Origin of the sequence: Flavobacterium psychroterrae (genome assembly GCF_018380615.1) — a bacterium.
Lineage (GTDB): Bacteria > Bacteroidota > Bacteroidia > Flavobacteriales > Flavobacteriaceae > Flavobacterium > Flavobacterium psychroterrae.
In genome coordinates, this window is sequence record NZ_JAGYVZ010000018.1 from 111609 (window position 1) to 124426 (window position 12818).

Annotated in this window: 9 protein-coding genes; 4 read left to right on the plus strand and 5 right to left on the minus strand. The window is 35.9% G+C overall.

The annotated features are described in order from the left end of the window. Positions 1-89 precede the first annotated feature (89 nt). The 5 genes from KHA90_RS18100 to KHA90_RS18120 all read right to left on the minus strand — a co-directional run bounded on the left by KHA90_RS18100 (position 90) and on the right by KHA90_RS18120 (position 8833). A complete protein-coding gene (locus tag KHA90_RS18100; protein WP_213304082.1) occupies positions 90-4904 on the minus strand; it encodes a PorP/SprF family type IX secretion system membrane protein in 4815 nt (1604 codons plus the stop codon). A 1-nt stretch (position 4905) separates the two neighbouring features. Beyond that, positions 4906-6285: a gliding motility protein SprC gene (sprC, locus tag KHA90_RS18105; RefSeq protein ID WP_317197400.1), complete on the minus strand. Its 1380-nt coding sequence runs from the start codon at positions 6283-6285 to the stop codon at positions 4906-4908. A gap of 71 nt (positions 6286-6356) precedes the next feature. After that, complete coding sequence (locus tag KHA90_RS18110) at positions 6357-6773, minus strand: hypothetical protein (protein ID WP_213304088.1); 417 nt, start codon at positions 6771-6773, stop codon at positions 6357-6359. A gap of 103 nt (positions 6774-6876) precedes the next feature. After that, on the minus strand, positions 6877-8169 hold the full coding sequence (locus tag KHA90_RS18115) for a hypothetical protein (RefSeq protein WP_213304091.1): 1293 nt from the start codon (positions 8167-8169) through the stop codon (positions 6877-6879). A gap of 211 nt (positions 8170-8380) precedes the next feature. Then, entirely contained in the window at positions 8381-8833 is a 453-nt protein-coding gene (locus tag KHA90_RS18120) for a hypothetical protein (protein ID WP_056247778.1), read from the minus strand. A 433-nt stretch (positions 8834-9266) separates the two neighbouring features. Here KHA90_RS18120 and KHA90_RS18125 point away from each other — a divergent pair, with 433 nt between their 5' ends. The 4 genes from KHA90_RS18125 (at position 9267) to recA (ending at position 12632) form a co-directional block, all read left to right on the plus strand. Next, entirely contained in the window at positions 9267-10415 is a 1149-nt protein-coding gene (locus KHA90_RS18125; RefSeq protein ID WP_213304094.1) for a DNA polymerase III subunit, read from the plus strand. A 7-nt stretch (positions 10416-10422) separates the two neighbouring features. Further along, positions 10423-10806, plus strand: a complete 384-nt coding sequence (locus KHA90_RS18130) for a DoxX family membrane protein (protein ID WP_213304097.1) — start codon at positions 10423-10425, stop codon at positions 10804-10806. Positions 10807-10921: 115 nt separating this feature from the next. Then, a complete protein-coding gene (locus tag KHA90_RS18135) occupies positions 10922-11431 on the plus strand; it encodes an acyl-CoA thioesterase (protein ID WP_213304100.1) in 510 nt (169 codons plus the stop codon). Positions 11432-11624: 193 nt separating this feature from the next. Beyond that, positions 11625-12632 carry a recombinase RecA gene (recA, locus tag KHA90_RS18140; protein ID WP_213304110.1) on the plus strand — a complete coding sequence of 336 codons (1008 nt, stop codon included), beginning with the start codon at positions 11625-11627 and terminating at the stop codon, positions 12630-12632. The last annotated feature ends 186 nt before the right edge of the window (positions 12633-12818 follow it).

The window sequence follows — 12818 nt, forward strand, 5'->3', positions numbered from 1 at the left end:
ATTAGTGAATAAAACAATTAGTATTCTATAACATTTATTATTATGCCCTTCTTAATTGCTTAAGAAGGACCGAGTCAATCTTATTCTTATTAATTCTCCACTTTTACGATAGCCATTTTCCCGTTGTATGGTTTATTTCCTTTTGCTTCTAATGCCTTAGTTGCTTCAGATAAACCTTCAAACTTCTCGTAATAGATGTAATATTTACTTGTTGTTACATTGTAAAAGAAATTAACATCTGAACGTCCTGCTGCCACCGCTTTCGTTAAGAATTGATCTCTTTTTTCAACACTGCTGTGAACCGCAATAATTAAATAATAACCATTTTCAGAATTTTTAATATTCTTGATAATCTGCATATTTGACTGGTCTTCACCAAAATCAAAATCACTTGCAGTTAATGGTGTACTACTTGGTTTTGTTGTCTCTTTTATACGTTTAAGAGCGGCAACGTCCTGCGCATATCTTCCCTGATCATTTTCGTAGGCTGCACGTTTAATTCTACGTTTTTTCTCAATTTCAGTTTCTGCTTTAATACGTTCTAAATTTGCAAGTAAAGTAGCACTGTCTTCTTCCATTTTTAATTGTGCTGCTTTCAACTGGTTGATCTTTTCAAGATACGCCTTGTTCAAAGCATCATTTTTATTCGGGAATTTTTTAAGTCTTTCGTTATATAAATTAGTCAGCTTATTGATTTCATCTTTCTGCGCTCTGTTAGCTTCAGCAAGTTGTAATTTTAAAGCCTCTAACTGACTATTTTCTGCCGCAACACTTTTAAATGGTTTTGGTTCTTTATAAATTCCTTTTTCACTTAAGTCATTCTCTTCTCTCAAGTCATTCAAATCTCTTTGTTTATTTGCCACTGTTGTATTGAACTGAGACAATAAATCTTTTTGATTTTTACTTGAATTCTCTATAGATTGAGTTAAATCCTCAATTGCTTTTGCCGTATCATCTCTTGGAGCCGAAGCCGCTTTTGCAAGCGCATCTGCAGCTGCATCAGCTTTTGCTTTTGCATCTGCTAATAATTTTGCTTCACGTGCTTCTTCAGCTACTCTTAATAATCTTGATTCTTCTTCAGCCTTTAATTTTTCATTAGCTTCTGCATCAGCTTTCGCTTTTTGATCTGCTAATAATCTTGCTTGTTCAGCTTGCATATCGGCTTTTGCTTTTGCATCAGCATCTAGTTTAGCTTGTTTTGCATCTGCATCTGCTTTTACTTTTGCATCAGCGGCTAATTTTGCCTGAAGTGCAGCTGCATCCACTTTCGCTTTTGCATCAGCAGCTAGTTTTGCTTTTAAAGCGTCTGCATCAGCCTTAACTTTTGCATCAGCATCTAGTTTCGCTTGTTTTGCATCTGCATCTGCTTTTACCTTTGCATCGGCAGCTAATTTCGCCTGAAGTGCATCTGCATCTGCTTTTGCTTTTGCATCCGCAGCTAGTTTTGCTTTTAAAGCGTCTTCATCAGCCTTAGCTTTTGAATCGGCAGCTAATTTTGCTTGTTGAGCTTCTGCATCAGCTTTCGCTTTTGCATCTGCAGCTATTTTCGCTTGTATTGCGTCTGCGTCAGCTTTCACTTTTGCATCCGCAGCTAATTTTGCTTGTAATGCTTGTGCATCAGCCTTAGCTTTTGCATCGGCAGCTAATTTTGCTTGTTGCGCTTCTGCGTCAGCTTTTGATTTTGCATCTGCAGCTAACTTAGCTTGTTGAGCTTCTGCGTCAGCTTTCGCTTTTGCATCTGCAGCTAGTTTCGCTTGTATTGCGTCTGCATCAGCTTTCGCTTTTGCATCAGCAGCAAGTTTCGCCTGAAGTGCGTCTGCATCCGCTTTCGCTTTTGCATCAGCAGCCTGTTTTGCTTTTTGTCCTTCAGCATCAGCTTTTGCTTTATCAGCAGCTAATTTCGCCAAACGAGCATCTTCTGCTTCCTGTAATTTTTGAGCTTCTGCATCAGCTTTTGCTTTTTCAGTTGCTTCAGCATCTGCTTTTACTCTTGCATCGGCAATTAATTTAGCCTGTAATGCTTCCATATCAGCTTTTGCTTTTGCATCAGCAGCTAGTTTAGCTTGTATTGCGTCAGCATCTGCTTTCGCTTTAGCATCTGCAGCAAGTTTTGCTTGTTGTGCTTCCGCATCGGCTTTAGATTTAGCATCTGCAGCAAGTTTTGCTTGTTGTGCTTCTGCATCGGCTTTTGCTTTAGCATCTGCAGCTAATTTTGCTTGTAATGCTTGTGCATCCGCTTTCGCTTTTGCATCTGCAGCAAGTTTCGCTTGAATTGCGTCTGCGTCAGCTTTTGCTTTTGTATCTGCAGCTAATTTTGCTTGCTGTGCTTCTGCATCCGCTTTCGCTTTTGCATCAGCGGCTAATTTTGCTTGTAACGCTTGTGCATCGGCTTTCGCTTTTGCATCAGCAGCTAGTTTTGCTTGTATGGCATCTGCATCGGCTTTCACTTTTGCATCTGCAGCTAATTTTGCTTGTATTGCGTCTGCATCTGCTTTCGCTTTGGCATCAGCGGCAAGTTTTGCTTGTAATGCTTCTGCGTCAGCTTTCGCTTTTGCATCAGCAGCTAGTTTTGCTTGTATTGCATCTGCAGCTAATTTTGCTTGTATCGCGTCTGCATCTGCTTTCGCTTTTGCATCAGCAGCTAGTTTTATTTTCAATGCTTCAGCATCGGCTTTCGCTTTCGCATCAGCTTCTAATTTTGCTTTCGCAGCAGCTTCAGCATCTGCTTTTGCTTTTGCATCAGCAGCTATTCTCGCTTCTCTGGCTTCTGCGTCGGCTTTCGCTTTAGCATCGGCGGCTAGTTTTTCTTTTAATGCAGCATCTTCAGCAGCTTTTGCTTTTGCAGCAGCAGCTAATTTTGCTTTTGCAGCAGCATCAATATTTGCTTTAGTATTTGCAGAAAGTGCAGCAGCAGCTTTAGCTTCAGCAGCTAATCTCGCCTGATAAGCATCAGAATCTGCTTTAGCTTTAGCATCAGCAGCTAAAATAGATTGTAAATCTGCAGCTTCAGCTTTTGCCTTCATGTCTGCTTTACGTTTTGCTTCGGCAGCATCAGCTTTTGCTTTTGCATCGGCAGCTAACTTAATTTTCAATGCTTCAGCATCTGCTTTAGCTTTCTCATCGGCTGCTAATTTTGCTTTTGCAGCATTTTCGGCATCAGCTTTTGCTTTTTCAGCAGCTAATTCTGCTTGAGTTTTTTGTGGTGTTGCAGTTTCTGCAGCTTTTGCTTTTGCGGCAGCTTCGGCATCTGCTTTAGATTTATCTGCAGCTAACTTATTTCTCAATGCTTCGGCATCGGCTTTAGCTTTATCAGCAGCTAATTCTGCTTGAGTTTTTTGTGGTATTGAAGCGGCAGCTTTTGCTTTTGCAGCAGCTTCAGCATCTGCTTTAGATTTATCTGCGGCTAGCTTAATTCTTAATGCTTCAGCATCTGCTTTTGACTTATCAGCAGCTAATTGTGCAGCTGTTTTTTGTGCAGTGGTAGCACCTGGTTTATTTGCAGCAGCTTGTGCTCTTGCAGCAGCAGCAGCATCAACTCTTGCTTTATTATCAGCAGCTAATTTTATTCTGCGTGCTTCAGCATCTGCTCTTACTTTATCTGCAGCTAATTGCGCTTGTGTTCTTTGTTCTGCACCAACTGCTCTGTTTGTTGTTGCTGTTTGGGCTCTTGCAGCGGCTGCGGCATCTGCTTTAGCTTTAGCATCGGCGGCTAATTTTATTTTAATGGCTTCAGCATCTGCTTTAGCTTTATTGTCTGCTTCTAGTTTTGCTTTTGCAGCAGCTTCGGCATCCGCTTTCACTTTTTCTGAGGCGGCAAGTCTTGTGGCTTTCGCTTCGGCATCTGCTATAGCTTTTGCTTCTGCGGCTAATCTTGCTTTTTCTGCTCCATCTGCTCTGGCTGCTGTTGTAGCTGCTGATGGTTTTGCTAATACGGCTTTTGGTTTAGATGGATCTATTAATGAACCTTCTTCGTCATCACCATAATAGTAGTTTTTGTTTTTGAATTTATAGGCAATAGCAAATTCGTGTGAACCACCAAGATTAGTGAAATTACCCATTCCTCTTTCGTAGTTGTATTCGATTGCAATACTAGGAGAAATATTTAATCCTAATCCTGCCGAAACTCCATATAAAGTATTATATCCTGCCTGCGCCCAAACTCCTTTTGGAATAGCAACCATGGCAAGACCTGAGATTATCGTTTTATCTTGTTTAACTTCTGTTTTTAAAATTCCCGAGAATTTACTTCTGTCAAAAAAACCGAAACTATCAATATATCCTGTATACATAGCGTGCAATTCGATTGCTCTTTCCGGATCATTTTTAACGATTCCTCCGCCAAAATTATACAGAATCAAATTGTTTACAGAAACTCCAAAATCAAGAAATGCTGTACCGTAGTTGATTCCCGGATTAATGGTCAATAAGGTATTTGAAGGATAATCTAAATTTGCAAGACTTGAGTCATCAGAAATGATTTTTCCTTTGTTTAAACCACTTTGATAAACACCAACGTTCATACCAAAAGTTAAGTTGCTGTCTTGTTCTAAAACAATGTTGTGTGCAAAGTTTCCTATTCCGCCAAAAACCGTCATAAGACCATAATTTTGCTGAAATAAGCCAAAAGCAAACGCTTCATTCTCTCTAAAACGACCGGAATAATTGGCTAAATATGTGTTTGGTGCATCTTCAAATTGAACCCACTGTCTTTTATTATAAAAACTTGCGTAGGCATTCGTTTCGCGAACAAAACTGAATGTTGGGTTAATTAAATATCTATTAAACTTTAAAGAATTTCTGATAGGTAACGAAAACGAAACAACTCCATTCTCAGGAGCTTCCTGTGAATAGAGTGCATTTGAAAAACCGTAAAATAAAGTTATGAATAGTAAAATTTTCTTCATATTATCTTATCACAGTTATTGATCCTTTTTTTTCACCTGTGTCGGATTGAATGACATAGTAATATACTGGATTTACATTTTTAAAATCTATTGAAGTCTGAGGCCAATCTCCCTGATAATCGCTGACATCGAGCACCATATCGCCGTTTGAACTTATTATCATAACCTTAGTACTTGCGTTTTTATACACATCTGGTATATTCCAGTATGGACTTGTACCACTCAAATTAATTATATTAGGAATCGCTGTTGCAGGTCCTACTTCACCTTTAGCTTTAAAGCTGAATTCTCTTGAAGATAAACATCCTGAAACCTGTGAAATTTTCACTTTATAAGTTCCAATAGCATTAACAGAAAAAGATTCTGTTGTTGCAGTCGAAATAAGATTATTGTTTAAATACCACTCAAAGGTTGGGCTCGCAGCATCCGTTGTTACAGTAACACTTAAGGTTTCTCCCTCTTTAAGTTCAAATTCATCTGCTACATCTATACTTGCATTAAAACTATTGCTTTTAAGATCAATGGTTCCTGTAGAACTACATCCGCCAAAATCAACGGCAACGGTATAAACTCCGGATTCTTTTGCATTAACAGTACGTGTATCACCTCCAAAGGCAACACCATCTTTTTTCCAAACATAGTGATTACCCTGCGTTGCAGTTAAAACGGTACCATCAACACCTGCACAATACGGATTTCCTAAACTTGAAGTAATTGAAACTGCTGATCCTCCAGAACCTGACGTAGTTACATTCACACGATTAGAACTAAAATTCACATCTGAACATAATCCGTAATCAATTTCTGCGTAGTATTTTCCGGGAGTAGTGATCACTAACTCTTTAGAACTTTGTCCTGCAATTGCAACATCATCTTTATACCATTTGTACTTAATTTTTGAATAATTAACTGGTGATGAGCTGATATCAGTTGGTGTATCATTGTTGATCGAAAGTGTCAGGCTTCCGCCGGCACATATCAATGCAGTATCATTTTTATTATTGATAACAAAAGATCCTTCGTATTCTTTAAAATAAACTGGGAATGAGGTATTTCCTAACGTGTTTTTGAATCTTGCACTTGGTTGCGCACTTGCGAGGGAACTTTTAACCCTAAAACTATAAGTGTCTGCACCAACTAATGTAGTTGGTACAGCAAATTTTATAGTTTGTGAGGTAGCAGAAACATCTGTAGCTAAAAGTTTAGTAGTAGCAATAGGAGTTGTAAAATTACCCTGACTGTCTGAAAGTTCAATCACAAAGGTAGTTCCTGCAGGAAAATCTATATAACTAAATGTGGCGAAAAATTCGTTGAAATTATTACCCGCGCATAACTTTTCCAGACCATCAAGTGTTTGTGGTACAATAGTTTGCGCTTGCATTTTTGAATTTACAACAAAAAAGACACTCAAAAAAAGAAAGCAATTAGTTAAAGATAGAGTAATTTTTCGAATCATATAGTGCGTTTTCTGGCCAAATCTATATTTTCAAAAAACAAAATATCTATAAATGTTTCAGAAAAATCATACTTGTAGTTTTCTATAATGTCTTTTGCAAGAGCAGAATAAAAAGCGGTTACTGATACATTTTCATCACATTTTAAAGTCTGATCATTATTCATTTCAGTCACCATAACAAGGCTATCCTTGGGGATGGATAGCCCTACTATAAACTGATTAGAATTAGTATCTAATTTGCCGATAAAATTATCAGCTGTACTATTTTCTTGGTTATTTGACGCCGTCATGGTACAGTTAGACTCAATAGAAACCGTAGGCTTTTCTACTGAACTTTGTGCAAACAGACTTAACGCAATAGGTGAAACCAAAAATATTATATTTAAAAAATATCTTTTTCTAGATTGAGCCATTATGTTTTGATCTTTATTTGGTCCGGTTTAAGACGAATACATAAATTGTGTCTGGGGACTTTATTAATAAAATTTACGCTTTGAAATAAAAATCTAAATCTATTTATCTGTTTCCGCTTGAAGCTGTGATTTTTCCTAATTGAAGTCTGAAATCAGGTTTTTTAGCATTGAAGATGTCAATGAATGTTTCTTTGTTATCACTTTGAGAGTAAACGTTAAAGAACACACTATTACCATACCAGCTCTCTAAATCTTCGTTGTTAGAATTGTACTCTGTAAAGATATTTCCGTTACATAAGTTGAAGTACATTTCTTCAAATTTGATCTTTTTAAGATTAGCATCATTGATTTCTGTTTTGCTGTCTAATAATACTGCAGGATTAAATCCAGAGATTACACTTCTTTTCATTTCAAGAGAAGCATTTTCAGCCACATAAACAGCTTCTTTTACTAAACCAGCCTGAATATCTGCTTTAATGTTTTCACTGTCATTAAGCATAGTAATATTAGTTGCAACTACTAAAGTTTGTTTTTTAGTAAAATCAGTTTCACTTTTCTTTTCGTAAGATTTCACTTCCATACAACGAGAACCGTCTTTAGTACTAGAGAAGTATGAAGATCTAACAGCCAATGAGTTATAAAAACGACATTGAACTCCTTGGGTAAATTTAAAATCGTCGTTGATAGATTTATAAGAAACAAATTTTGTAGCATTGATATCACCACCCATTAATCCAAATGAATCACCACCTGCGTAGCTCACCATAATGTTTTCAAGAATAGTTTTGTTTCCAACACCTGCTAAAGTTAAACCGTTGAAAGTATCAAGTCCTTTTACTTTTTTTCCTGCAAATTCGATTCTAACATAACGTAAAACTCCAGAGTTTGAAGCTACATTATCTCCACCATAGGTAGTAAGAGTTGGATCAAGATCCAGGTTATAAGAACCAACGTTTCCAAATTTATTGATTGGCGCATCACCAAGAATTACAATTCCTCCCCAGTCACCAGCTTTTTTCTGGCTGCGGTTTGATGTAAATACAATTGGGTCAGTTTCTAATCCGTCTGCAACAAGTTGAGCACCTTTTGTAACTACCAATGTTCCTTTAGTTTCGAAATCACCAATAATTAAAGTTCCTGGCTCAATCGTTAAAACAGCATTGTTAGTAACATAAACGTTCCCTTGCAAAACGTAAATATTTCTTTTCAGCAATTTAGTATTAACAGAAATGTTTCCTGCTAAAATTTGGTTTGCTTCTCCATATTCTACTTTGTGAGGCTTAAATTCGGTCCAGTTGTTCAACCAATTGTTGTAGCCCATAATTCCTTTTTCTTGTTGAGCACTCATAGCAGTAACTGTCAAAAGAACGCAGATCATTTGAGTAATTTTTTTCATGATAAGGGGGGTATTACGGTTAATAATAAATTTGGGTATGCGTAAGCGTAATCGTATGCGTAAATGAAAAATTCATCTCGATTTTTCTGATAAAATTCAGAAACCATCGAGAACGAGTCGTTTTTTTTATATCTTTTTTCAAAATGGCGCAAAAAATTTAACTCATCTACGTAAACACTTCAAAAAAGGTTTTAAAAAAATTTATGTTTTATTACATTTCGTTCAATTCGTTGAACTCATGTAAAGATTTCAATGTGTTTTCGTAAAATAAAATTGCAGCAATTAAATTTCCTTTGTCAGAATATGGCATCATCTTTCTTTGAAACTCTACTGTAGTATCTAAAAACGTAGTTGTACCAACTGCCTGAGCATCTAATACTTTTTTGTGCTCACTGTCGTCCGGAATACCTAAGTCTGCCATCGTAACACCAGGTTTAGTAACCAAAGCAATGTAAGGAAGGGTTTTAACCAAAACTTTAATACGCTCAATGTATAATTCCAAAAGTTCTCCTTTTTGCATACCGCTCAATTCTTTTTGATCGTGGTATTTGCGAATAAGAGCTGTTGTGCTAATAATACTTCTTGGAGCATTTTTTGCCTGAGCCGAAATAGCTCCGGTAGTCATGAAAAAAACTGCGCTTAATAAAATAATTTTCCCTTTCATAGATTCTTTTTATAAATGGTTGTTGATGAAAACAAAAATATATAAATTAACTTAAATTGCAACTTTATTGATTTCTTTTTTCAAAAAAAAAGCTTAAAAAAACCTTAAAAATCAGTCCTATGTCGAGAAAATCTGCGTTTTAACGAGGTTTTTGTTAAATTTGTTAAAATACAAACCGTAAGATATTCGCTATAAAAAAAATAAAATGCTTTATATTAATAACAAAAAAAAACTTACGTTTATCGTTTTGTCCAAAAAACTATTAACAAAAAACTATTGATATCTCCTCGATTTATGCTCGTTATTAACAAAAGTTGGTTAACAAACCGAAAAAAATTACAAAAAAAAATCTTATAACCACACAAATAAAAAGCAAGTAATAAACTTTTAGTCGAAAATTTTTGACTACATCATTTTCTTCTATCTTTGCTTCATGCAATTTTCTCAAATTTTAGGTCAAGATTACATCAAAAGTCACTTGATAAAAAGTGCAGCTTCCGGACGAATTCCGCATGCACAATTATTTATTGGGCCTGAAGGAAGCGGTACACTATCTACAGCTATTGCCTATGCGCAATATATTTTGTGTAATAATACAGGAAACGAAAACTCAAACGGAAATGATTCCTGCAATTTGAAGTTTCAAAACCTTTCTCATCCCGATTTACATTTTATTTACCCAACCGTTACTACCGAAGACGTAAAAACGAAACCGAAAAGCTTAGATTTTATTCAGGATTGGCGCACATTTATTCAGGAAATGCCTTATGGAGGATTATTTGACTGGTATAAAATTCTGGGCGTTCAAAACAAACAAGGAGAAATCAGGGTTGAAGATGCTACAGAAGTTTTAAAATCGCTTTCGCTGAAATCGTATGAAGGAGGTTACAAAATTATGATTATCTGGATGGCAGATAAAATGAATATCGCTGCTTCAAATAAATTATTAAAACTCTTAGAAGAACCATCAGATAAAACAATTTTTATTCTGATTTCTGAAAATGAAGAAGATATTATCCAAACCATACGTTCACGCTGTCAGGTAATTCACTTTAACGGATTACCGGAAAAAGTGATCGCAGAAGCTTTAATTTCAAAAGAAAACATCGATGAAAAGTCAGCTTTTAAAATTGCACATCAGGCGCAGGGAAATTTCAGTAAAGCGCTACATCTTTTAAAAGAAGACGATTCAGAATATCCGTTTGAACAATGGTTTGTTAATTGGGTTCGTGCCGCTTTCAGGGCAAAAGGAAATGCAGCCGCAATTCAGGATTTGATTTCCTGGAGCGAAGAAATTGCAGCTCTTGGACGTGAAAGCCAGAAAAAGTTCATTCAGTTTTGTATTGAAATGTTTCGTCAGGCACTTTTGCTTAATTATCAGGCTCCAACCTTGGTTTATATAGAACCGAAAGTAGACAAATTTAAATTAGAGAATTTTGCTCCTTTCGTTAACGGAAATAACATTCACGAAATTTTCAAAGAACTTTCGGATGCGATGTATCACATTGAAAGAAACGGAAATGCAAAAATAATCCTAACCGATTTATCTATAAAACTGACTCGTTTAATTCATAAAAAATAATTTTCAAATGAATAATGTTGCCTCCATTCTATTATTAGCATTTTTAGCCTTAACATTCTTACAATCAGGATATGAAAAAATATTTTATTGGAAAGATAATGTCGAATGGCTCAAAGGACACTTTGCCCAAACACCCTTGAAAAATCAAGTTCCCCTTGCCTTATTTCATCTTTTGATTCTGGAATTAATTTCCGGAATTTTATGTGTAGTTGGTGCCATACAATTGTTAACAAACAGTGGTCGTGAATTTGGTTTTTACGGCGCAATATTTTCATGTATCTCTTTGTTAATGATGCTTTTCGGACAACGATTAGCGAAAGACTATGACGGAGCAAGAACTATCGTTATTTATTTTATTCCAGCAGTTATGGCTGTATACTGGTTGAATTAAATTGACCTAAATTATTAAAAAAAATAAGCCAAAGATTTCATAGGTTCACACAGATTTTTTTAATTTTTCTTAATCTGTAAAATCTTTGGCAAAAAATAAATTTTACATTAAAAAAATGAATCCAAAACATCCTTCAGAATCTCTAACTATTTTAACCGATTTAGTTTTACCGAGCGAAACAAATCCTTTAAATAACCTTTTTGGCGGCGAATTATTAGCCAGAATGGATCGTGCGGCAAGTATTGCGGCCCGAAGACATTCACGCCGAATTGTGGTTACGGCATCTGTAAATCACGTGGCTTTTAACAGAGCCATTCCTCTTGGAGCCGTAGTAACAATAGAAGCAAAGGTTTCCAGATCTTTTAAAAGTTCTATGGAAGTTTTTATTGATGTTTGGGTAGAAGACCGTGAATCCGGAAGCAGAACCAAAGCCAACGAAGCCATTTATACTTTTGTTGCAGTGGATGATAGCGGAAGACCTGTTGAAGTTCCGCCAATTGCACCGGAAACTGAACTTGAAACACAACGTTTTGAAGCCGCGCTTCGTCGTAAACAATTAAGTTTATTGCTTGCCGGTAAAATAAAACCATCAGAAGCCACAGAATTAAAGGCTCTTTTTTTGTAGTACAATTTGTGACAATTTGTAACAATTTGAGACAATCAAACTTGAAAAAAAAGAACTAATTTTACAAAAAATATAAGCCCATAGAAATCTAAGTCAGGAAGTTATTTAAATTTTCGGATTTGTTTTTGAAAATGAAAGAATTATAAAAATTTAGATGAAAGAAAAAGTAAAAGAAGTAAAAGAAAAAAAAGAGATGAGTTCAGAAAAAGAAGCCAAATTAAAAGCGCTCCAACTTACGCTTGACAAACTAGATAAGACTTACGGAAAAGGAACTGTAATGAAAATGGGCGACAAAGCCATTGTAGAAGTTGAAACTATTTCTTCAGGTTCTCTTGGTGTTGATTTAGCCCTTGGTGTAAACGGTTACCCAAGAGGAAGAATTATCGAAATATACGGTCCGGAATCTTCTGGTAAAACGACACTAACATTACATGCAATTGCCGAAGCTCAAAAAGCAGGTGGAATTGCTGCTTTTATAGATGCAGAACATGCTTTTGATAGAAATTATGCTGAGAAATTAGGTGTAGATATCGAAAACTTAATCATCTCTCAACCAGATAATGGAGAACAAGCTTTAGAAATTGCTGAAAATCTAATTCGTTCAGGAGCAATTGATATTGTTGTAATTGACTCTGTTGCTGCCTTGACTCCAAAAAGTGAGATCGAAGGTGAAATGGGAGATTCTAAAATGGGTCTTCACGCACGTTTGATGTCACAGGCTTTGAGAAAATTAACCGGAACAATTAGTAAAACAAATTGTACTGTTTTCTTCATCAACCAGTTGAGAGAGAAAATTGGTGTTATGTTTGGAAATCCTGAAACTACAACGGGTGGTAACGCCTTGAAATTTTATGCTTCTGTACGTTTAGATATTCGCCGTTCTTCTCAAATTAAAGATGGTGAAAATGTTATTGGAAACAGAACTAAAGTAAAAGTGGTTAAAAACAAAGTGGCTCCGCCTTTTAAAACTGCAGAATTCGACATTATGTACGGAGAAGGAGTTTCTAAAACTGGAGAAATACTTGATTTAGCGGTTGAATTTGAGATCGTTAAAAAAGCAGGATCTTGGTTTAGCTACGGAGATACAAAATTAGGACAAGGTCGTGATGCTGTAAAATCTTTAATTAAAGATAATCCGGAATTAGCTGATGAATTAGAAATTAAAATTAAAGCGCATATCAAAGAATTGGCAAACGCTTAAAACTATAATAGCCAGCAACTTAATTGCTGATTTATGTCAAACCCGAAAGATTTAAAAATCTGAACTGCCCCCAAAAAGTTAGACACTATTTGGGGGCATTTTTATGGAAAAAAGAGTAAAATATGATTATGAGTTTAAGCTTGGCTGTATAAATAAAGTTTTAAAAAACAACATTCCAGTTTATTC

Coding starts and splice junctions, on each gene's coding strand:
- KHA90_RS18100 (WP_213304082.1), bottom strand. CDS start 4,904: ATGAAGAAAATTTTACTATTCATAACTTTATTTTACGGTTTTTCAAAT.
- KHA90_RS18125 (WP_213304094.1), top strand. CDS start 9,267: ATGCAATTTTCTCAAATTTTAGGTCAAGATTACATCAAAAGTCACTTG.
- KHA90_RS18115 (WP_213304091.1), bottom strand. CDS start 8,169: ATGAAAAAAATTACTCAAATGATCTGCGTTCTTTTGACAGTTACTGCT.
- sprC (WP_317197400.1), bottom strand. CDS start 6,285: ATGCAAGCGCAAACTATTGTACCACAAACACTTGATGGTCTGGAAAAG.
- KHA90_RS18120 (WP_056247778.1), bottom strand. CDS start 8,833: ATGAAAGGGAAAATTATTTTATTAAGCGCAGTTTTTTTCATGACTACC.
- KHA90_RS18135 (WP_213304100.1), top strand. CDS start 10,922: ATGAATCCAAAACATCCTTCAGAATCTCTAACTATTTTAACCGATTTA.
- KHA90_RS18110 (WP_213304088.1), bottom strand. CDS start 6,773: ATGGCTCAATCTAGAAAAAGATATTTTTTAAATATAATATTTTTGGTT.
- recA (WP_213304110.1), top strand. CDS start 11,625: ATGAGTTCAGAAAAAGAAGCCAAATTAAAAGCGCTCCAACTTACGCTT.
- KHA90_RS18130 (WP_213304097.1), top strand. CDS start 10,423: ATGAATAATGTTGCCTCCATTCTATTATTAGCATTTTTAGCCTTAACA.